Consider the following 19,392-nt stretch of genomic DNA (forward strand, 5'->3'; position numbering starts at 1 on the left):
CCTCAGCCGATGGCGACTTTGCTGTAGGAGTCGCGATCCATATCGACTATCTGAACGCTGAGCTGAACCTGCACGTTCGCCGGCCAGTCGCCCAGATCCTGCAACGCCGCCAACAGGCTTTCCGACAGCTGCTTCTTGACCTGCGGCGACCGCCCGCTGAGCAGCGACAGTTTCACCGCAACAAAGCCGCGCGGGTTGAGGGAAGTGCCCACCTGGAAGCTCTCCACCTTCACGGCGCGGCTTTTGATATCGAACTCGGCACCGAATTGCCCGGACACCATCAGCACGTTGTTGAGTCGCAATAGGGTTTTCTCAACGGCCATGCCTGGCAGGTTGGCCGTGTATTCCAGGTGCAGGTGCGGCATGAAAAGCTCCGAATTGTTGTAGGAAAAGGGTCATACGTATAGCACGCGGCCGAACCGGGCCCGACCGTTTTCAATAGGTGATGGGCGAATCGGTGGTTCATTGCGAAGGTGTTATCTCAGGATTTCGGCACCGTCACCGGCAGCGAATCGCGGTCACTCATGAAGGCTTCCAGCCGCGAGCGCATCCAGCGCTCCGCAGGGTCTGTGTCGACGTGGCTGAGCCAGACCATGGACAAATCCAGGGTCGGAGTTTCGAACGGGAACGGCTCGCAGAACAGGTTGCCACCGGCGGCCATGGCGTGGGCGGTGTAGTCCGGCAGGCTGGCGATCATGTCGGTGCCGGCGAGCAACGCCGGCAACGCGCTGTATTGCGGCACCGACAACACCACGTGGCGCTTGCGGCCTACCTCTGCCAGCCATTCATCGGCAAACCCCGACACGTTGGCGGTGTGGGACACCAGCACATGGGGCCGCGCGCAGTATTCGTCGAGGGTCAGCGGGGTGTCCGAAGCATCGGCGCGCAACAGGCACGGGCGGATATGCCGCAACAGTTTGCGCTTGGCATTCGCCGGCAAGCCGCGAGTCTGGGTGATGCCGACGGTGATATCGCCGGACGCCAACAGGTCCGGGATGCGCCAGTAATCCACGTGCTGCACCACAAACACCACCTTTGGCGCTTCCTGGCGCAAGGCCCGCAGTAACGGCGGCAGCAGGCCGAACTCAACGTCATCGGACAGGCCGATGCGGAAGGTCATGGTGCTGATGGACGGGTCGAAATCGTGGGTCAGGCTCAGGGCCGACGAGAGTGAATCCAGGGCTGGCGACAGGTGCTGGATGATCTCTTCGGCGCGCGCGGTCGGTTCCATGCGATGACCGACGCGAATAAACAGCGGGTCGTTGAACAACGTGCGCAAACGGTTGAGGGCCGAGCTGATGGTGGGCTGGCCGAGAAACAGCTTCTCCGCCACCCGCGTGACATTGCGCTCAAGCATCAGTGCTTCGAAGACCACCATCAGGTTGATGTCGGCCTTGCGTAGTTCATTACGATTCATCGGCGCCTGCCCTTCTCCCTAAGACAAGCCGCAGTTTAGAAAGCCCGCGGGGCTGCGTCTATGCGCGCACTGTTCATCGGCAGTTCCTCTTGGCGCCCCGCCAGCCTGGCTGGGGGGCGCATCGCTATTGTTTTAGGATTGCAGTTGCACAGCCTGCGCCGATGGGCGATGGGAAAACAGTTGCAGCAACGCGCCGCCCAAGGCGCAGCCGGCCATCACGAAGAAACACACGGTGTAGCCATGCAAGGTGGTCCAGCCGCCGCCCGAGGCGATCAGGCTGCCCATCAGCACCGGCGCCAGGCCGCCACCGATAAACATCGCGGTGGTGATGATGCCGTTGGCCGTGGAGGTCGCCGAGGGCTCGGCCGAATCGCAGGCCACCGCGTAGTAGATCGGCCACACCGCGTTGGCGACCAGGCCGAACAGCAGTTGCACAACGATGATCAGGGTCAGGGTGTTGGCGAAGTAGAACGCGCCGACACTCGCGGCCATCCACAGCCCGCAGATGATCAGGGTGGTGCGCCGCCCGATGATGTCCGACAGCGACGGCCACACCAGTTGCCCGAGAATGCCGGTGAGGGTAAACACCACGCTCATCCCCGCCGACTCCGCCAGCGACAGCCCGACAATGTTGTAGAGGTAGGCCGGCAACACGATGTTGACGCCCATGTACACCACTTGGGTGAGCATGGTATTGCCCGCCGTCAGGGCGATATTGCGGTTGCGCAAGGTGGCGACAAAGGTGCGCCAGGCTTCACCTTTCACTTGGCTGGCGGGAGCGTTATTCGGCGGCGTCATGCCTTTGGCGGCGATGTCGACATACAGCGCGGTAATGCGCTCGGCCGTGGAGTAACGCGCCCAGAAAATCATCAGCGGCAGCGCCACCACAAAGGCGAAGAAGAACACGTAGCGCCAGTTGTCTTCGCCAAACACGGTGATGACAAAGCTTGCAACGATGCCGCTGAGCATTGCGCCGATCGGGTAACCGGTGTGATGCGCGCCCAAGGCAAAACCGCGCCGCTCAACCGGCCACCATTCAGCGGTGTTGCTCACGCCCACCGGTTCCCCCCAGCCCGCGCCGAGGTTGACGCCGACGCGCAAGGCGATAAACGTCGCGAGGTTACCGCTGAGGGCTTTGAAGCCGGAGAGAAATGAAATAGCCGTGTAACCCAGCACCAGCGGCACTTGAAAACGTGCACGTTTCCAGCCACCGCCGTAACGGTCGCTCCACATCGAGCCCGGGATATCCAGCAAGGCCAGTGCGAGCATGACCACCGTGGCCACGGTGCCCCATTGATCGGCGGATAAATCGAAATGCTTGGAGATGGTCGGCCCCAGGCGCAATACGATCTCGCGGTCGTAGGCGTTTAGAATCCAGATCATCCAACAGACGAGCAGCGACACCCAGGAATGCCGGTGAATGCTGCGCAGCGACGCTTTTTTTATAGTTGCCATTGGGCTTCTCCAGGCGCGCGAGGGCGCGCACTGACGCTAGGTTGCGAAGGAATGTGCCTGTGTTAAAAAACGCGCTAGCTGGCGAATCGTCGCTCGGCTATTCCTTGCACGCCCAACCCGGTAATTGCGAAAAGTGCGCCACGCTGCTGGCCGTCGGCCGGGAACCGCGGCAACGGTGGCTTGGCCATGGAGGTCACAAACAAGGTGTCCAGGTTCGGCCCGCCAAAGGTCAGACTGGTGACCTTTTTCACCGGCATCTGGATGATGCGATCGACCTGGCCGTCAGGGGTGTAGCGCACCAGTTTTCCGGCATAGACCAACGCTTGCCACAGGCAGCCTTCGGCATCCACGGTGCAGCCGTCGGCGGCGCCACCACCGGCGGTGTCAACCTTGGCGAAGGTGCGGCGGTGACTCACGTTGCCAGTGGCGAGGTCGTAGTCGTAGGCCCAGATCTCGCCGGACCAGGTGTCGCAAAAGTACAAGGTCTCGCCCGACGGGCTCCAGCACGGCCCGTTGGAGACGATGATGCCTTCGTCCAGCGTGTGCAGGCTCAGGTCGGCGTCGAGGCGGTAGAGTTTGGCGCTGGCGCTGTCTTCCAGAGTGTCCATGGAGCCGAACACAAAACGGCCCTGGCGGTCGACTTTGCCGTCGTTGAGGCGGTTGTCGGGCAGGTGCGGTTCCGGGTCGATCACCAGAGTGAGCTCGCCGCTTTTGAGGTCGAGGGTGTGCACGCCGTTTTGCAGGGCGACGATGGCCGACTCGCCATTGTGGTGGCGCAGGGCCATGGAGCCGATTTTCTGGCCCACATCCCAAGCGCGCAATTCGCGGCCGTCGTCGGTGCAGCGCAGAATGCGGCCGTCGGCGCTGTCGATCCAGTACAGCCGTTGTTGTTCGACGTCCCACACCGGGCCTTCGCCCAGGGTGGTCTTGACGTCCACTAGCACTTCGATACGCATGAGTGATCCCCTTGTTGTTGTTGTGCGGGATTCCAGGCCACGACGCTGCGCGGCCCAGCGTTGTTAGAAATTAACCTGGTCACGCCCCTTGAGCCCGAGAATTTCCCGCGCCTCATCCGGTGTGGCGACGTTCAGGCCCAGGGCCTCGATCACCAGGCGAATGCGCCGAACCTGATCAGCATTCGAGGCGGCCAATTTACCCGGGCCGTCCCACAGCGAATCTTCCAGCCCCACACGCGCATTGCTGCCCATGGCCAGGCCCATGGTCGCCAGCGGAATTTGCCCACGCCCGGCCCCGAGGATCGACCACACGTAGTCGTCGCCAAACAGCCGGTCGGCGGTGCGACGCATGTGCGCCAGGTCTTCCGGGTGCCCGCCGATACCGCCGCGCAGGCCGAACACCGACTGGATAAACAGCGGAGGCTTGAGCAGGCCGCGTTCCAGAAAGTGGGCAGCGGTGTAAAGGTGGCCGATGTCGTAGCACTCAATTTCAAACCGGGTGCGGTTCTCGGCGCAGGAATTCAGGATGTGGGTGATGTCGCGGAAGGTATTGCGGAAAATCCGGTCGTCACTTTCTTCCAGGTAAGGCCGCTCCCAGTCGTGCTTGAACTCGGTAAAGCGGTTGAGCATTTCATACAGGCCGAAGTTCATCGAGCCCATGTTCAGCGAGGCCAGTTCCGGCTTGAAGTGCATCACCGGTTGCAGGCGTTCTTCAACGCCCATGGTCGGTGCTCCGCCGGTGGTGATGTTGATCACCACGTCGCTGGCGGCCTTGATCTGCGGCAGGAATTCGGCGAACAACGCCGGGTCCTGGCTGGGACGGCCGTCAACCGGGTCACGGGCATGCAGGTGGACAATCGCAGCGCCCGCTTCGGCGGCGCCGATGGCGGCGTCGGCAATTTCCTGCGCGGTAATCGGCAAATACGGCGACATGGAAGGCGTATGAATGGCACCGGTAACGGCGCAGGTAATGATGACAGGACGATTTTTGGACATGACCAGACTCCGACTTTTATTCTTATGAAAAAAATCCTGGGTACAGCGCGATGTGTTCTTCCGTGAGTTACAGGTACTCGACGTTGCCGTCGACGCTGATCGCCTGGCCGGTCACGTTGCGCGCGGCAGGGGAACAGAGAAACAAGGCCATGGCAGCCACGTCTTCGGCGGTGACCATGCGCTTGAGGGAAATCTTGTTGAGGTATTCCTGGCGCATCTCGGCTTCGGGCACGCCCACTTGTTCGGCGCGGGCGCGGATCACGCCGTCCATGCGCGGGCCTTCAACGATGCCCGGCAGCAAGGCGTTGACGCGGATGTCGCTCTCGCCCAACTCCGAGGCCAGGGATTTCATCAGGCCGACGATTGCCCATTTGGTCGCCGCATAGGGCGTACGCCACGCGTAGCCCAAGCGCCCCGCCACCGAAGCGATATGCAGTAAATGGCCGTGGGACGATTCCTTGAGCATCGGCACGGCGTGGTGGGCGAAGCGGTATTGCGCCGTGAGATTGATGTTGATGGTGGCTTGCCATTCGGCGTCGTTGATCGCATCGATTCCGCCGGTAGGCCCGGCGATTCCGGCGTTGTTGACCAACACATCAAGGCCACCGAAATGCTCGCGCTGAACCTTGAACACCGCCTCGATCTGCGCGGCGTCACTGACGTCGGCGCGGGTGGCGACACTGCCCGGGTATTTGTCGCGAAACGCCGCCAGGGCAGGCTCGCTCACATCACACACATGCACCTGCGCGCCGGCCTCCAGGTACGCCGCCGCCAACACTTCACCAATGCCGGCAGCCCCGCCGGAAATCAACACACGTAACCCAGGATAGGGCTGCAGCCGTTGTAGGACACTCATGCACGTTTACCTCCTGAAGCAGACGACCGCGAACGGTCGTTCTTGACGAGCAGGCGCGCCAGGGAATCGGCGGCCTGCATGATGTCATCGGTCACCGCCGCGCGAGCGCCGGCGCCATCACGGGCAGCCAGGGCTTCGACGATGCGCGTATGCGCCTCCATCGAGCGTTGCAAGTGAGCTTTATCGGGGGCGACCAGGGCAAAACACGGGCCCATGTGCAGCCAGAAGTTTTCCACGGCAGCCATGGTCAAGTCGGCCTGGGCCAAGGCGTAGATGCGCCGGTGAAAGGCGAAGTTGGTCCACAGGTAGCGGGACACGTCGACTTCATCGGCAGCGTGCTGCATTTGCCGGCACAGGTCGGTGATTTCATCGAGGTCGGTTTTTTGCAGGAGCAGCACGGCCTTTTCCGCGAGCAAGCCTTCAAGGGCGACCCGCGCATCACGAATTTCACGCAGGCGCTCAACCGTCATCAGGCGTACCCGCAGACGGGAGGTTTCGGTGACTTCAAAGGCATTTTCGGCGCTGAGGCGTTGCAGGGCTTCGCGCACCGGCATGGGGCTGGAGCCCAGCGCTTCGGCGAGGCCGCGGATGGTGAGTTTTTGGCCAGGCTGGAAACGGCCACTCATGAGTGCTTCGCGGATCTGGCGATAGACCTGATCTTGCAAGGTATCGCGGGACACCTGACGCAGAGTGGGCAGGAGGAGCGGACCATCTGTCATGAGTCAAACCTGTGTTGTCGTTCTTATGGCCTCAATATGTGATCACAAATCAAATATGTCAAATAGTTTCCTGAGTCGATTTCGGTGCGATTGACGAGTGGGTGTGCGCTGACGCTAATGGCCAGCCCTTTCAAGGTCTTTAGGTAGAACAAGCGCTAGGTACCCCGTGGCGAGCGGGCTTGCCCCGCGTTGGGTTGCGAAGCGACCCTAAAAGCAACAATGCGGTGAGTCAGGCATTCTTCGGGCGCTGGTTTTGGGGCTGCTTCGCAACCCAACGCGGGACAAGCCCGCTCGCCACAGGGTACTTATCACCTGTTGTATCTAAAGACCTTGAAAGGGCTGACTCATGAAATTTGCCTACACCATCATCTACGTGCCGGACGTTGCGGCGTCGCTGGCATTCTTCGAAAAGGCCTTTGGCTTTAGTCGTCGTTTTCTGCATGAATCAGGCACGTATGGAGAGCTGGAAACCGGCAATACGACCCTTTCATTTGCCGCGCATGAATTGGGTGAGATGAATTTCAAGGGCGGGCATGTGCAGGCGCACGCCTCACGGCAACCGCTGGGAATGGAGGTGGGGTTTGTGACTGAGGATGTGGTTGCTGCGCATGCAAAAGCACTTGAAGATGGCGCACTAGAGCTGTCGCCGCCGAGTACCAAGCCTTGGGGGCAGGTGGTGTCGTATGTGCGTTGCCCGGATGGGACGCTGGTGGAGCTGTGTACGCCGATTCAGAACTGAGTGGAAAAAAATGTGGGAGCGGGCTTGCTCGCGAATGCGGTGTATCAGTAACAAATAGGCTAACTGACACACTGCATTCGCGAGCAAGCCCGCTCCCACATTTCTAACCGAGTGTTCCCGGTATATCAGGGTTTAAGCGGGCGTTCCTGGTCGCGCTCCGACAGCTCCGTGCCGTCGTCCGGGTGCTTCCAGGTCTGGGGTTTTTCTTCTTCATGCCGCCGGGGTTGCTCACGTTCCGGCTCATCACGGCGCTTCTGTTCTTCAGCCATTGTCACTTCCCATCCGTAAGATTTGGTCACACCTTCAAGCATAGAACAGCAGCGGTTATTTTGATGAGCCTGGCGATTGATAGCCTGCGCGCATCAATACATCCAAATTACTCACTTATCATTTCTAAATGTGTCAGCCACTATCGGCGGTCTTAAGCGAAACAAGCACTTTAAAAAGAACGCTGGAGACACAAAACCATGACTAGCCCTTCCCGGCCCGCCTCTGCCCGTTCCAAAGTTGGTGCGGTTTTCCGCGTTACTTCGGGTAATTTCCTCGAACAGTTCGACTTCTTTCTGTTCGGTTTCTACGCCACCTATATCGCTGCCGCGTTCTTCCCCGCCGCCAATGAATTTGCGTCATTAATGATGACCTTCGCCGTCTTCGGTGCCGGCTTCCTGATGCGCCCGCTGGGCGCAATTATTCTGGGTGCTTACATTGATGACGTCGGCCGTCGCAAAGGGCTGATCGTGACACTGTCGATCATGGCCAGCGGCACGCTGCTGATCGTTCTCGTTCCGGGTTATCACACTATTGGCCTGTGGGCGCCGGCGCTGGTGCTGCTGGGCCGACTGTTGCAAGGCTTCTCGGCAGGCGCGGAACTGGGCGGTGTGTCGGTTTACCTGGCTGAAATGGCCACCCCGGGCCGCAAAGGTTTCTACACCAGCTGGCAATCGGGCAGCCAACAGATCTCCATCGTAGTCGCCGCTGCACTGGGTTACGGCCTGAACGTGTGGATGGAACCGGCCGTGGTTGCCGATTGGGGCTGGCGCATTCCGTTCGCCGTCGGTTGCGTGATCATCCCGTTCATTTTCTTGTTGCGTCGCAACCTGCAGGAAACCGAAGAGTTCGCCAACCGCACATATCGCCCGACTATGCGTGAAGTGCTGGCCACGCTGGTGAAGAACTGGACCGTGGTGATTGGCGGCATGATGATGGTGGCGATGACCACCACCGCGTTTTACCTGATCACCGTGTACGCGCCGACCTTCGGCAAAACCGTGTTGCAACTGAGTACCTCGGACGCCCTGCTCGTGACCTTGCTGGTCGCCGTGTCGAACTTTGTATGGCTGCCGATCGGCGGCACGTTGAGTGACCGTTTCGGCCGCAAGCCGATGCTGATCGCCATGACTGCCTTGACTGTGATCACCGCCTACCCGGCGCTGTCATTTGTGGTCAACGCGCCGAGCTTCGGCCATATGCTGGAAACCCTGCTGTGGTTCTCCTTCCTTTATGGCATGTACAACGGCGCGATGATCCCGGCACTGACCGAAATCATGCCAGTGGAAGTGCGCGTGGCGGGCTTCTCCCTGGCCTACAGCCTGGCAACGGCGATCTTCGGCGGGTTCACCCCGGCGATCTCCACCTGGTTCATTCACATCACCGAAGACAAGGCCTCGCCGGCCTACTGGATGATGTTCGCCGCGCTGTGCGCCTTTTGCTCGACCCTGGCGCTGTATCGCAATGCGAAAACCCGTGGCCAGGTGATCCAGGGGGCCGTGTGATAAAGCCGCTGATCAACACCTTCACGGCGCTGGCCCTCGGCGCCCTTGCGCTGACGGCCCAGGCAGAAGAGCTCAAGGTCATGACGTCCGGCGGCTTTACCGCTGCGTATAAATTGCTCGGCCCGCAGTACACCGAGAAAAGCGGCGACACCCTGGACACTATCCTCGGCCCGTCGATGGGCAAGGCGCCGGAAGCAATTCCCAACCGCCTGGCCCGTGGCGAACACGCCGACGTGGTGATCATGGTCGGCTACGCCCTGGATGACTTGATCAAACAGGGCAAGGTCGACAAGGCTTCGCGCGTGGAACTGGCGGATTCGCGAATCGGTTTGGTGGTTCAGGACGGCGCGGCGAAACCTGCGATAGGCACTGACGCCGAATTGAAAGCCGTGCTGCAAAAGGCCAAATCCGTGGCGTATTCGGACAGCGCCAGCGGTGTGTATGTCGAGAAAGAGCTGTTCAAGAAACTCGGCATGCCGGCCAAGGGCGACATGATCGAACGCATCCCGGTGGCCTCGGTGGTCGCCAAGGGTGATTACGAGGTGGGCTTGCAACAGGTCGCAGAATTGCTGCCGGTGCCGTGCGTGACCTATGTCGGCAAAATCCCGGAAGACGTGCAGTCGGTGACGCGCTTTGCGGCGGGTATACCGGTTAACGCCGAACACCCGGCCCAGGCCAGGGCGCTGCTGCAGTTCCTGGCCTCGCCCGAGGCGCAACCGGTGGTGCAATCCACCGGCCTGGACTCGGTGTCACACTGACCGAAACGGCATCTCGCGCACTAACCGCTCCAACTCCAGCGCCGCTGGCGGCAGTGTCCGCCCGCGGCGTTTTATCAAGCCCACGTTGCGCATCACCTGCGGCTCCACCAGCGGCACACTCACAAGAATCGGGTGCGTGCCGGCCGGCATCGCAATCGACGGCACCATCGCCACGCCCAGGCCCGCCTCCACCAACCCGATCATTGTGGTCACGTGGTGCGTCTCGCAAATGCTCGGTTTTTTCACCCGCACGCCACGCAACGCCTGGTCCAGCAGGAAACGATTGCCGGAGGTTTTGTCCACGGTGATGTAGTCGTGCTCATACGCCTCGGCCCAGGTCACGCTCTCGCGCTCGGCCAGCGGATGATCCCGGCGACAGGCCAGCACGTAGCGTTCCTGCAAGAGCAACTCGAACTCCACTTCATCGGCCAGGCTGCCGCTGAAACTCACACCAAAATCCGCCTCGCCGCTTTCCACCGCATTGCACACTTCACCGGCACTGGCATCCAGCACGCGCAGGCGAATTTTCGGGTACAGCTTGTGGAATTCGGAGATCACGTGGGGCATGAAGTAGTACGCGGTGGACGGCACGCAAGCGATGGTCACATTGCCCATGCGCGTGGACGCCACGTTACTGATGCCCATCAAGGCGACGTCGAGGTCATCGAGCATACGCTCCACCTGCGGCAGAAACGCGCGCCCGACCATGGTCAGGCTGACCCGCCGCGTGGTGCGTTCAAACAGCTTCACGTCGAGGGCCGATTCAAGCTTTTCGATACGCCGGCTGAGGGCCGGCTGCGAGATACGGATGGCCTCGGCGGCGCCGCGAAAACTGCCCTTGTCTACCACGGCGCGAAAGGCCTGGAGGTCGTTGAGGTCGAAATTGATGATCACGAGGGTTGGCCAGGGTGGTCGATGTGGGGGGCATTATCGTCTGCGCGGCAGTGGTACGCCATGCGCGCGGGTGTCGGTTTGAGTTAATAACCCTGCTACTAATATGAAGTCATACATATCAGCGGGTTATCTGTCTGGCTGAGCCACGCTGGCGCGAGATAGCGTCAATACTTGCGGCCTGACCCACTCGCCGGAAGAACACGATAATCATGGAAATGTGCCAGAACCCTCATCCTTTTTGGATCGACGATGAGACGCCGGATATCGGCATCGATCAGTTGCTTCTTGCGTCACGGCAATGGTCGAGTAGGATTGAATCCTACCCAACGCCTGCGGACTTCAACATGCGCTCAACCCAGCAAATGAGCATTACCTTGCCCATAGAGATGGCGACACTGGTCAAAGCCAAGGTCGCCTCCGGCGAATACGCCAGCGAAAGTGAAGTGATACGCGACGGCCTCAGGGCGTTACTGGCACGCGATCGCGCGATGGAAGACTGGTTGCGCGATGAAGTGATACCCGCGGCTGTGGCGCTCAAGGCTGACCCAGGTCGGGCATTGTCCGCCGGGGAAGTTCGCGAGCACATGGCTGCCAAACGTCAACGAAAAGGCACCAAGTAGCCATGAGCTATTCGGTAGCCTTTTCACCGGAGGCGCTGGCTCAACTCGATGCCCTTGAAGACTACATGGCGATGGCGGCCAGAATTACGCAGCTTTTTTACACAATGAGGGTGACTGAGCGCGTTTGGTCGCACCGCTGAACGATGAGTGAACAACCCTTTTCTATCCACACGCGGAACCCCAGGCTGGCGCCGCCCCGATCTTTGACAAGGTTTGGTACAAAAACCCTCAAAACCCGTTAAATCGGCGCGATTTAGTATAAATTGCACGCAGTTTATCTAAGACATTCAAGGAGGTTATCTGTGGCAACTCTGCAAGCGACTACGATCCAGGCTCTGCTGAACAATCGCACTTCCCTGCTCTCCGAATGGGTAGCCAGCCAGGAAGCTACAGGCGCCACGCGTAACCTCAAAGATGATGAAGTCAAACGCCAGACCGGCGAGTTTCTCAGCCTGCTGACCGGCGCACTTGAGAACAACGGCTCGCAAAACACCCATCAGGAAAACTGGGCAGAAACCCGTACATTCCTCGAGAAGCTGTCCCACAGCCGCGCACTGGCCGGCCAGGACTCGCAACAGACCGCCAGTTTTATTTTTGCCCTCAAAGGCCCGCTGTTCGCTCTGCTACAACGCGAGTACGCCAACAACGCTGAGCAATTGGCCGAACAACTGTGGGAAATCTCCGAGTTGCTCGACGCGCTGGGCATGCACACCATCCGCACCTTCCAGAAATCCCGCGAGTCGGTGATCAAGCGCCAACAGGAAGAGCTGCTGGAACTCTCCACCCCGGTGGTGAAACTGTGGGACGGCGTACTCGCCCTGCCGATGATCGGCACCCTCGATTCACAACGCACCCAAGTGGTGATGGAGTCGCTGCTGCAACGCATCGTCGACACCGGCGCCGAAATTGCCATCATCGACATTACTGGCGTGCCGACTGTCGACACCCTGGTGGCCCAACACCTGCTGAAAACCGTGACGGCTATTCGCCTGATGGGCGCTGACTGCATCATCAGTGGCGTGCGTCCGCAAATTGCCCAGACCATCGTTCACCTCGGCCTGGACCTGCAAGGCGTAGTCACCAAAGCGAATCTCGCCGACGCCCTCGCATTGGCCCTCAAGCGCCTGGGTGTCACTGTCACCAAGGCGGTTTAAGCATGGAACGCATCCCTATTCTGAAAATGGGCGATTTTTTGCTCGTCACCATTCAGGTCGACATGCATGACCAGCTCGCGCTGACCCTGCAGGACGACTTGTCAGAGCGCATCAGCCGCACGGCGGCGCGTGGCGTATTGATCGATATTTCGGCGCTGGACATGGTCGACTCGTTTATCGGTCGCATGATCGGCACCATTTCCGGCCTGTCGCGGATCATGGATGCCCAGACCGTACTGGTCGGCATGCAGCCAGCTGTCGCCATCACCCTGGTGGAGCTGGGCATGACCTTGCCCGGGGTGGCCACCGCGCTCAATGTCGAGCGTGGCATGAAACTGTTGCGCGAACGGGTAGAACAGTCATGACCCAAGCCAGCAACGGCACGCACCCCGTGCTTATTGAACAGGACGTTGTGCTGGCTCGACAATTGGTGCGAAAACTGGCGCAGGAATGCGGCATGCGGCTGATCGACCTGACCAAGCTGGTCACGGCCGTCAGCGAATTGGCCCGTAACACTGTGGTGTATGGCGGCGGCGGCTACATGGACTGGGCGGTGATCGAAAAAGACCACCGCGCCGGCATACGCCTGACCTTTCGAGATGAAGGGCCGGGCATTCCCGACCTCAAGCTGGCGATGACCGACGGCTGGACCTCCGGCGGCGGTTTGGGCCTGGGGTTAACCGGCGCCAAGCGCCTGGTGGATGAGTTTGAACTGGACACCGTGCCAGGCCAGGGTACCCGCGTGACGATCACACGATGGTCCTGAATATTCCCAGCGCGTTGACGCACGTGTTGTTGATTGAAGACGTCAGCCAGGTCGGACACGCCCGGCGCACGGCGCAACACATGGCCGAGAACCTGGGTTTCGATGAGACCGACGCGGGGCGCGTGGCGTTGGTTGCCACCGAGCTTGCCAGCAATATTCTCAAACACGCTGACCATGGCGAACTGCACCTGCGGGCCACGGGCAACGGCGGGGTCGAGATGATAGCTGTCGACCGTGGGCAAGGTTTTGATATCAGCAGCGGCCTGGTGGACGGTTTTTCCACGGGCGGTACCCAAGGCATAGGGCTGGGGGCGATTTCACGCGTAGCTCAGGTGTTCGATGCTTACACCGATTCGCGTGGCACGGCAATTCTGGCCAGGCTGACGCCACGTTCAGGCGCGGTGAAAGACATTCGCTATGGTGTCAGTCAGCACTCGCTGCACAACGATCCGTACTGTGGCGACGCCTGGCACCTGGCGATCGAAACTGGCCGATTCAGCGTGATGATGGCTGACGGGCTGGGCCATGGTGAGTATGCAGAACGTGCAGCCCGGGCCGGTGAAGAAGTGTTCGCAAAAGAAGCGTTTCTTGATGCCCAGGTGTTGATGAACGATATGCACATCAACATGACCGGCACCCGCGGGGCAGCCATGGCCATCGTCCAATACGACGCGGGGAAGGATCGACTGCGCTTTACCGGCGTAGGGAACATTGGCGGCAACCTCATCAGCCCTGGCAAGTCACGAGGGTTGGCCTCACACCCCGGCATCGTCGGCGTGCAGTTTCGCAAGGCACAACCCTTCGACTACGATGAGGTGGCCGATCAGTTGCTGATTCTGTACAGCGACGGCCTGCAGTCACGCTGGAACCTGTCGGACTATTCCGGGCTCATCTATCGTCACCCCGCCCTGATCGCCGCCATTTTGCACCGTGACTTTTGTCGCGGCCGGGATGACGTCACCGTGTTCGTGATCGCCCTGGAGGCTATTGATGTCTGAATCCACTGCCTCGCTCGTCAAGGAAGTGCAACAACTTCGCCAGGAAGCGGACGCGTTGCGTTCTGAACTGGACGAGACCAACCAGGGCGTGCTGGCGCTGTATGCCGAATTGGACATGCAGGCCGACCAACTGCGCCAGGCGTCAGACCTGAAAAGCCGCTTCCTGTCGTACATGAGCCATGAATTCCGTACGCCGTTGGGCTCGATCCTGAGTATCACCAGCCTGCTGGTGGATGAACTGGATGGCCCGCTGAGCCCCGAGCAGCACACCCAGGTCGGCTTTATCCGCAGCTCGGCACGCGAACTGCGCGAAATGGTCGATGACTTGTTGGACCTGGCCAAAATCGAAGCCGGGCGCATCAACATCTCGCCCGCCTGGTTCGACATGCTTGACCTGTTCTCGGCCCTGCGCGGGATGTTCCGGCCCATCGTCGATGGTTCTTCCGTGGACCTGATTTTCGAAGAACCCTCTGGCCTGCCGCGCCTGTACACCGATGACAAGAAGCTAGCGCAAATCCTGCGCAACTTCATTTCGAATGCGCTGAAGTTCACGCTGCAAGGCGAGGTTCGCGTCTCGGCAAGCATGTTCGGCGAGCAGGAAATACGCTTCGCGGTGCACGACACCGGGCTGGGTATCGCACCGGAACTGCATAAGAACCTGTTCGAAGATTTTTCCCAGATCGACTCTCCCCTGCAAAAACGCTTGCGCGGTACCGGCTTGGGCCTGTCATTGTGCAAGCGCTTCGCCGAATTGCTCGGTGGACGGGTTGGTTTGGAAAGTACGCCGGGCGTGGGCTCAATGTTCTACGTGATCATTCCTCTGTCCATTGCCAGTGAGAACGTCGATGAATCGTGATATCCAGCTGCTGATCGTCGACGACAACGCCGCCACGCGCTACGCCTTGCGCCGCCGACTGGAGCGCCATCGTTTCATTGTCAGCGAAGCCGGCACCGGCCAGGATGGCCTGGACCAGATTGCCCATGGAAAAGTCGATGCGCTGATTCTGGACGTCAACCTGCCGGACATGAGCGGTTTCGATATCGTGCGTAAACTGCGCGCCGATCCCGCCACGGCACTGCTGCCCGTGGTGCATGTGTCGGCGGCGTCCATCGAGACCGGCGACATTATTACCGGCCTGGACGCGGGGGCCGATGCCTACCTGATTCACCCGGTGGACCCGGACGTGCTGCTGGCAACCCTGCGCACCTTGCTGCGGGTGCGCGACACCGAATACGCCCTGCGCGAGAGCGAGGCACGTTTTCGCGAGATCTTCTTCAACATCAGCGCCCCGATTGCCGTGATGGATGCGCAACTGAAGGTCCACGAATGCAACCACGCCTTTGCTCAACTGATCCTCGACAACCTTAACCCCGATGCCTTGCAGGAATGCTTTGCTGACGATCAGCAAGCTGTCCTCTCCGAGATGTGCCTCGGGCTGTCGGGAGGCGAGCGCTGGAAAGGCACGCTGCAAATGAACGTCGCGGGTCAGCTGCGCGAAACCGAATGGCAGATCTCACCTTACAACCGCACTGATTTGAGCCTGGTGTTTGTCGAGGACGTCACCGAGCATCGCCATCGCGAGCGCCATCAACAGGCTGAGCTGGCCAACGCCACCACTCAACTGGCGCGCACCGAGGCGCAGTTGCTGCAGGCGCAAAAGATGGACGCCCTGGGCAAACTCACCGGCGGCATTGCCCACGACTTCAACAACCTGCTCACCGGCATCATCACCAGCCTGGAACTGATCAAAAAACGCATCGAAGCCGAGCGTACCGACAAGGTCGTCCACTATGCCGACGCAGCGCTCAGTTCAGCGCTGAGCGCCGCCGCGCTGACCAACCGTTTGCTCGCCTTCGCGCGGCAACAGCCACTGGATACGCGGCCGGTTGACATCAATGCGCACGTCCGCTCGCTGGAAGACCTGCTGGTGCGCACCATCGGCGAACACATCGCATTGAAACTGGAGCTGACCACAGGTACGGCCGTGGCGATGGTCGACCCGATTCAGCTGGAAAGCGCAGTGCTCAACCTGGTGATCAATGCCCGGGATGCGCTGCCCCAAGGCGGCATTATCTGGGTCACGACTTACCCGGCTTACTCCAACGGCAACCTCAAGCTGGAAAATGGCCCCTATATCGCCTTGTCGGTACGCGACAACGGTGTGGGTATCGAACACAGCGTGATCGACAAGGTGTTCGATCCGTTCTTCACCACCAAACCCGTGGGCCAGGGAACCGGTCTGGGCCTGTCGACCATCTATGGTTTCGCCCGCCAGTCCGGCGGTGACGCGCAGATCCGCAGCGTCACGCGCCAGGGCACCGAAGTGACCATCATGCTGCCCGCTGCTGCCGGCCCTGCCATCGCGCCAGTGACCAACGTCGTGGCGGCGCCGGGTGTGAGCAGCGGCGAGCACGTGCTGATCGTTGAAGACATGCCATCGGTGCGCAGCTTTGTTTCAGAAGTACTGATAGACGCCGGTTACCGCTGCACCATGGCGGCAGACGGGGATGAAGCCATTGGCATCTTGCAGGCCGACCCGTCCATCGACCTGTTGCTGACTGACGTGGGCCTGCCGTACATGACCGGCCGCGAGCTGGCAGATGTTGCCCGGGCATTGCGCATCGACTTGCCCATTCTGTTCATGACCGGTTACGCGGAAAACGCGGCCAACCGGCAGAGCTTCCTGGGCGAAGGGATGGACCTGATCGCCAAGCCGTTTCATATTGACGAGCTGCTGGAGAAGATTCGACGGGGCCTGGAGCGGCGTTTTTAGGTAACGCCAAAGGGGGACATGGGCGGCGTCACGGGGTGAAATTCTGCGGCGTGCTTGGTAGGGTTGTCAGCGCTCAACCCTACCCGAATGACTGCTGGCGCTGATCGATGACGCACACTCTAAAACAAAACCGCCCCCTGCGAACATCGCTGGCCTCACTTGGCTTGCTTGGCGTTGCCACCCTGGGCTTTTTTGCCTGGCAAAGCTTTTACCCTGTAAGGGCCACCGCAGGCTGGAAGGTTCAGGTGGTGCACCGCAATGTGCCCAAAGCCGCGTCACTGATGCCACTGGCGGACGGCTCGCTGATGGTCAGTCAGGAACTCAACAATGCCAAAGGCAGCATCGTGCGTATTCACCTCGACGGTGCGCGCGAAGTCGTCGTGGCCAACCTTTCCAAACCTGACGGCATGTTCGCTACGCGCGGCGGATGGGTGTTCAGCCAGGAAACCAGCGACGCCCCCGTAAGCTTTCTCAAGGATGGCGTGGTCACTGAATTGTTTCGCGGTGAAAACGTACAGGGCCTCTGGGGCGAGGGTGACGATCTCTACGCCATCGAAGACCGCAAGGAAAACGGACGGCTGCTGCGCTATCGCTGGAGCGATCAAAGCCTCACCGTACTGCGCGACACCCTGTACGAAGGCGAGTCCATCGCGCGCTGTACCGATGGGCGGATGCTCTACACCGAAAAGAAAAAAGGCGTGGTGCGTGAATTGACCGACGACCACCGCGACCCGGTGGTGCTGGAGGGTTTGAACAAGCCAACCTTCCTGATGTGCGATGAGCGCGGGCTGTGGGTCAATGAAGACTCAACCCATCGCGCACGGCTGCTGCTGATTGATCCGCAGGGTCGTCAGCAGACGATTTTGTCGTTTTTGAAGGCGCCGCAGTCGATTGTGCGGATAGGAGACGGCAGGTACTTGTTGGCGGAAGGCGGACGGAATCGAGTGTTGGAGCTGGTGTTAGCGCAGTGACGCAGGAACTGCCGGCAAGCGTTGCCAGCCGTACCGGTTGGCTTGCATTGCCGGATAAATATCAAGTCATCAATATCTGTCGGTTATTTGTGCAGTTTGAGGAGGGTCATATCGGGTGTATGAAGTGCTCAATGGAAAGCGCGCGCTCACTCTGCCGATGATCTGAAAACTGCATGAGATGTTTGGAATACCGGCGCAAAGCCTGATCAAACCGGTAAAGCCTGCCTGAGGACAATGCCTGTGTTCCCGACTCAATTTCCTGGCGGGCGCCGCAGAACACTTCAACTCACTAGCGTCTTCTCGATGCTGCCAGCCATGATTTGCAACTCCTCAAAAGCATTTCTGCCAATCAGCATGAACCCGTGGGATGGATTGGACCAATACACCACATTCATGCCACGGCGTTGTTCGGTTGCGATAGGCTGCGCGCCCTTTTTGCTCGCCGTGATGCACAGCGCCAAGGGGCCGTGGCGCGGGTCCTGGTAGGTCAGTTGGCCGATCAATATGCCGTCATAGTCGAGGATCTGTGCGCGCCGGAACTCGGGGCCGGGCAGGCACACGGACTCGAGGGATAACGGCAGACCCAACTGCGAACCCACAGAGTTCAGTTGCGCGCGGTGAGAGGCTGGATCGACGCTGAGGTTTTCCAGGGTTTGCGGCGTGTACAAGGCCATGTATGCAGCGACTGAAGCGCGCCATCCCTGGCCGGACTCTGTGTGGGGCCAGCCCATGAACAGGCGGTCGGCCACCACACCAGCCACTGTAAAGCTTGCGGCGACGGCCAGAAAGCTGCGTCGGCTAAACGTATTGGTTTGCACCGCAGGCAACGCCTTGAGCATCGCTTGCAGACGTTCAGTGGGAGCTTGGTCGAGCACCGAGTCAAACGCCGCCTTGAATGGCATATCGGCGCAGTGCAATGCCTGCAAGCGTGCGGCCAGGTCAGGGTTTGTTTGAATCTGATCGGCGATAAGCTGGTGCTGTTCTGCCGCCAATTCACCGTCCAGATAGGCCACCAACAGTTCATCCGACGGTGCATTAGTGTGGGTCATCGCCGTTCTCCGTTGGATTTTGCCGGATGGGCTGTGGAGGGCAGCGTTTCTGCAAGCTTCAGACGGGCAGCCGCCAACCGACTCATCACCGTACCCATCGGAATGTTCAGCACCTTGGCAATTTCCTTGTATGAAAGACCTTCCACGTACGCCAGAAAAACTGTCTCCCGCTGCGCTTCCGGCAGCCCGTTCACGCGTTTGATCACCTGTGCGGCCAACACATGGTCCTGAGCCTGGCTCTCCCCGTCAAACGAGAGTTCCTGCTCCGCATCGACAAAGCCCTGCCCCTGGCGTACACGCTGCGAGCGCAGGTCGTTGAGCCAGATCGAATGCATGATCGCCAGCAGCCAGCGATCCAGCCGCGTGCCGGCTGCAAACTGCCCGGCACGCTCCAGCGCTCGTACACAGGTGGCTTGCACGAGGTCTTCGGCCATATGCTTTTGTCGCGACAACACCAGCCCGTATCGCCATAAACGCGGCAACATCAGGCCCAACTCG

At 60.2% G+C, this 19,392-nt stretch carries 22 protein-coding genes and 1 pseudogene; 12 read left to right on the plus strand and 11 right to left on the minus strand.

The features are described 5' to 3' along the window. Positions 1-2: 2 nt before the first annotated feature. From Q7C20_RS12950 to Q7C20_RS12980, 7 genes are all read right to left on the minus strand, one after another. A complete protein-coding gene (locus tag Q7C20_RS12950; protein WP_375067821.1) occupies positions 3-365 on the minus strand; it encodes a 5-carboxymethyl-2-hydroxymuconate Delta-isomerase in 363 nt (120 codons plus the stop codon). A gap of 116 nt (positions 366-481) precedes the next feature. Then, on the minus strand, positions 482-1,417 hold the full coding sequence (locus Q7C20_RS12955; protein ID WP_348054939.1) for a LysR substrate-binding domain-containing protein: 936 nt from the start codon (positions 1,415-1,417) through the stop codon (positions 482-484). A gap of 132 nt (positions 1,418-1,549) precedes the next feature. Continuing rightward, a complete protein-coding gene (locus Q7C20_RS12960; RefSeq protein ID WP_375067823.1) occupies positions 1,550-2,872 on the minus strand; it encodes an MFS transporter in 1,323 nt (440 codons plus the stop codon). A 74-nt stretch (positions 2,873-2,946) separates the two neighbouring features. Beyond that, the gene (locus Q7C20_RS12965) at positions 2,947-3,828 is read right to left on the minus strand and encodes an SMP-30/gluconolactonase/LRE family protein (protein ID WP_375067825.1); all 882 of its coding nucleotides are present in this window, start codon (positions 3,826-3,828) and stop codon (positions 2,947-2,949) included. Between the two features lie 63 nt (positions 3,829-3,891). Next, complete coding sequence (locus tag Q7C20_RS12970; protein ID WP_348054944.1) at positions 3,892-4,824, minus strand: 3-keto-5-aminohexanoate cleavage protein; 933 nt, start codon at positions 4,822-4,824, stop codon at positions 3,892-3,894. Positions 4,825-4,891: 67 nt separating this feature from the next. Then, the gene (locus Q7C20_RS12975) at positions 4,892-5,680 is read right to left on the minus strand and encodes an SDR family oxidoreductase (RefSeq protein WP_375067826.1); all 789 of its coding nucleotides are present in this window, start codon (positions 5,678-5,680) and stop codon (positions 4,892-4,894) included. Beyond that, a complete protein-coding gene (locus Q7C20_RS12980; RefSeq protein ID WP_375067827.1) occupies positions 5,677-6,399 on the minus strand; it encodes a GntR family transcriptional regulator in 723 nt (240 codons plus the stop codon). The genes Q7C20_RS12975 and Q7C20_RS12980 overlap by 4 nt, the downstream gene beginning before the upstream one ends. A 346-nt stretch (positions 6,400-6,745) precedes the next feature. On the opposite strand from Q7C20_RS12980, the gene Q7C20_RS12985 reads away from it, so the two are divergent. Continuing rightward, positions 6,746-7,138 carry a VOC family protein gene (locus Q7C20_RS12985; RefSeq protein ID WP_375067828.1) on the plus strand — a complete coding sequence of 131 codons (393 nt, stop codon included), beginning with the start codon at positions 6,746-6,748 and terminating at the stop codon, positions 7,136-7,138. A 125-nt stretch (positions 7,139-7,263) separates the two neighbouring features. Here Q7C20_RS12985 and Q7C20_RS12990 read toward each other — a convergent pair whose 3' ends face one another. Then, positions 7,264-7,407, minus strand: a complete 144-nt coding sequence (locus tag Q7C20_RS12990; protein ID WP_375067830.1) for a hypothetical protein — start codon at positions 7,405-7,407, stop codon at positions 7,264-7,266. Positions 7,408-7,605: 198 nt separating this feature from the next. On the opposite strand from Q7C20_RS12990, the gene Q7C20_RS12995 reads away from it, so the two are divergent. After that, complete coding sequence (locus tag Q7C20_RS12995) at positions 7,606-8,910, plus strand: MFS transporter (protein ID WP_348054953.1); 1,305 nt, start codon at positions 7,606-7,608, stop codon at positions 8,908-8,910. Further along, on the plus strand, positions 8,910-9,668 hold the full coding sequence (locus Q7C20_RS13000) for a substrate-binding domain-containing protein (RefSeq protein ID WP_375067886.1): 759 nt from the start codon (positions 8,910-8,912) through the stop codon (positions 9,666-9,668). Before Q7C20_RS12995 ends, Q7C20_RS13000 begins: the two co-directional genes overlap by 1 nt. Here the strand turns inward: Q7C20_RS13000 and Q7C20_RS13005 are convergent. Further along, a complete protein-coding gene (locus Q7C20_RS13005) occupies positions 9,660-10,562 on the minus strand; it encodes a LysR family transcriptional regulator (protein ID WP_078741313.1) in 903 nt (300 codons plus the stop codon). The genes Q7C20_RS13000 and Q7C20_RS13005 overlap by 9 nt on opposite strands. Before the next feature lie 209 nt (positions 10,563-10,771). Here Q7C20_RS13005 and Q7C20_RS13010 point away from each other — a divergent pair, with 209 nt between their 5' ends. The 9 genes and pseudogenes from Q7C20_RS13010 to Q7C20_RS13050 all read left to right on the plus strand — a co-directional run. Continuing rightward, a complete protein-coding gene (locus tag Q7C20_RS13010; protein WP_375067832.1) occupies positions 10,772-11,182 on the plus strand; it encodes a type II toxin-antitoxin system ParD family antitoxin in 411 nt (136 codons plus the stop codon). A gap of 302 nt (positions 11,183-11,484) precedes the next feature. Next, positions 11,485-12,336, plus strand: a complete 852-nt coding sequence (locus tag Q7C20_RS13015) for an STAS domain-containing protein (protein ID WP_348054959.1) — start codon at positions 11,485-11,487, stop codon at positions 12,334-12,336. A gap of 2 nt (positions 12,337-12,338) precedes the next feature. Beyond that, complete coding sequence (locus Q7C20_RS13020; protein WP_348054961.1) at positions 12,339-12,701, plus strand: STAS domain-containing protein; 363 nt, start codon at positions 12,339-12,341, stop codon at positions 12,699-12,701. Continuing rightward, entirely contained in the window at positions 12,698-13,102 is a 405-nt protein-coding gene (locus Q7C20_RS13025; protein WP_348054963.1) for an anti-sigma regulatory factor, read from the plus strand. Before Q7C20_RS13020 ends, Q7C20_RS13025 begins: the two co-directional genes overlap by 4 nt. Then, a complete protein-coding gene (locus Q7C20_RS13030; RefSeq protein ID WP_375067835.1) occupies positions 13,093-14,100 on the plus strand; it encodes an ATP-binding protein in 1,008 nt (335 codons plus the stop codon). Before Q7C20_RS13025 ends, Q7C20_RS13030 begins: the two co-directional genes overlap by 10 nt. Next, positions 14,093-14,956: an ATP-binding protein gene (locus Q7C20_RS13035; protein WP_348054967.1), complete on the plus strand. Its 864-nt coding sequence runs from the start codon at positions 14,093-14,095 to the stop codon at positions 14,954-14,956. Before Q7C20_RS13030 ends, Q7C20_RS13035 begins: the two co-directional genes overlap by 8 nt. Continuing rightward, the gene (locus Q7C20_RS13040; protein WP_375067837.1) at positions 14,946-16,874 is read left to right on the plus strand and encodes a response regulator; all 1,929 of its coding nucleotides are present in this window, start codon (positions 14,946-14,948) and stop codon (positions 16,872-16,874) included. Before Q7C20_RS13035 ends, Q7C20_RS13040 begins: the two co-directional genes overlap by 11 nt. Positions 16,875-16,981: 107 nt before the next feature. Further along, positions 16,982-17,845, plus strand: a complete 864-nt coding sequence (locus tag Q7C20_RS13045; protein ID WP_375067839.1) for a hypothetical protein — start codon at positions 16,982-16,984, stop codon at positions 17,843-17,845. Between the two features lie 100 nt (positions 17,846-17,945). Next, positions 17,946-18,074: pseudogene (locus Q7C20_RS13050) on the plus strand (transcriptional regulator); the annotation flags it as partial. Between the two features lie 52 nt (positions 18,075-18,126). On the opposite strand, the gene Q7C20_RS13055 reads toward Q7C20_RS13050, so the two are convergent. Together Q7C20_RS13055 and Q7C20_RS13060 are read right to left on the minus strand one after the other, a co-directional pair. Then, positions 18,127-18,894 carry an anti-sigma factor family protein gene (locus Q7C20_RS13055; protein WP_375067841.1) on the minus strand — a complete coding sequence of 256 codons (768 nt, stop codon included), beginning with the start codon at positions 18,892-18,894 and terminating at the stop codon, positions 18,127-18,129. Beyond that, positions 18,891-19,388: an RNA polymerase sigma factor gene (locus Q7C20_RS13060; protein WP_348055073.1), complete on the minus strand. Its 498-nt coding sequence runs from the start codon at positions 19,386-19,388 to the stop codon at positions 18,891-18,893. Before Q7C20_RS13060 ends, Q7C20_RS13055 begins: the two co-directional genes overlap by 4 nt. Between the last annotated feature and the right edge of the window lie 4 nt (positions 19,389-19,392).

The sequence above is a fragment of the Pseudomonas sp. AMR01 genome (assembly GCF_041946035.1).
Taxonomy (GTDB): Bacteria; Pseudomonadota; Gammaproteobacteria; order Pseudomonadales; family Pseudomonadaceae; genus Aquipseudomonas; species Aquipseudomonas antarctica_B.

Bases quoted from the DNA above. Each gene is read 5' to 3' on its own strand.
- Q7C20_RS13055 (WP_375067841.1), bottom strand. From the start codon at position 18,894: ATGACCCACACTAATGCACCGTCGGATGAACTGTTGGTGGCCTATCTG.
- Q7C20_RS13030 (WP_375067835.1), top strand. From the start codon at position 13,093: ATGGTCCTGAATATTCCCAGCGCGTTGACGCACGTGTTGTTGATTGAA.
- Q7C20_RS13010 (WP_375067832.1), top strand. From the start codon at position 10,772: ATGGAAATGTGCCAGAACCCTCATCCTTTTTGGATCGACGATGAGACG.
- Q7C20_RS13045 (WP_375067839.1), top strand. From the start codon at position 16,982: ATGACGCACACTCTAAAACAAAACCGCCCCCTGCGAACATCGCTGGCC.
- Q7C20_RS13025 (WP_348054963.1), top strand. From the start codon at position 12,698: ATGACCCAAGCCAGCAACGGCACGCACCCCGTGCTTATTGAACAGGAC.
- Q7C20_RS12995 (WP_348054953.1), top strand. From the start codon at position 7,606: ATGACTAGCCCTTCCCGGCCCGCCTCTGCCCGTTCCAAAGTTGGTGCG.
- Q7C20_RS12975 (WP_375067826.1), bottom strand. From the start codon at position 5,680: ATGAGTGTCCTACAACGGCTGCAGCCCTATCCTGGGTTACGTGTGTTG.
- Q7C20_RS13035 (WP_348054967.1), top strand. From the start codon at position 14,093: ATGTCTGAATCCACTGCCTCGCTCGTCAAGGAAGTGCAACAACTTCGC.
- Q7C20_RS12955 (WP_348054939.1), bottom strand. From the start codon at position 1,417: ATGAATCGTAATGAACTACGCAAGGCCGACATCAACCTGATGGTGGTC.
- Q7C20_RS12965 (WP_375067825.1), bottom strand. From the start codon at position 3,828: ATGCGTATCGAAGTGCTAGTGGACGTCAAGACCACCCTGGGCGAAGGC.
- Q7C20_RS13020 (WP_348054961.1), top strand. From the start codon at position 12,339: ATGGAACGCATCCCTATTCTGAAAATGGGCGATTTTTTGCTCGTCACC.
- Q7C20_RS12970 (WP_348054944.1), bottom strand. From the start codon at position 4,824: ATGTCCAAAAATCGTCCTGTCATCATTACCTGCGCCGTTACCGGTGCC.
- Q7C20_RS13040 (WP_375067837.1), top strand. From the start codon at position 14,946: ATGAATCGTGATATCCAGCTGCTGATCGTCGACGACAACGCCGCCACG.
- Q7C20_RS12980 (WP_375067827.1), bottom strand. From the start codon at position 6,399: ATGACAGATGGTCCGCTCCTCCTGCCCACTCTGCGTCAGGTGTCCCGC.
- Q7C20_RS12990 (WP_375067830.1), bottom strand. From the start codon at position 7,407: ATGGCTGAAGAACAGAAGCGCCGTGATGAGCCGGAACGTGAGCAACCC.
- Q7C20_RS12950 (WP_375067821.1), bottom strand. From the start codon at position 365: ATGCCGCACCTGCACCTGGAATACACGGCCAACCTGCCAGGCATGGCC.
- Q7C20_RS12960 (WP_375067823.1), bottom strand. From the start codon at position 2,872: ATGGCAACTATAAAAAAAGCGTCGCTGCGCAGCATTCACCGGCATTCC.
- Q7C20_RS12985 (WP_375067828.1), top strand. From the start codon at position 6,746: ATGAAATTTGCCTACACCATCATCTACGTGCCGGACGTTGCGGCGTCG.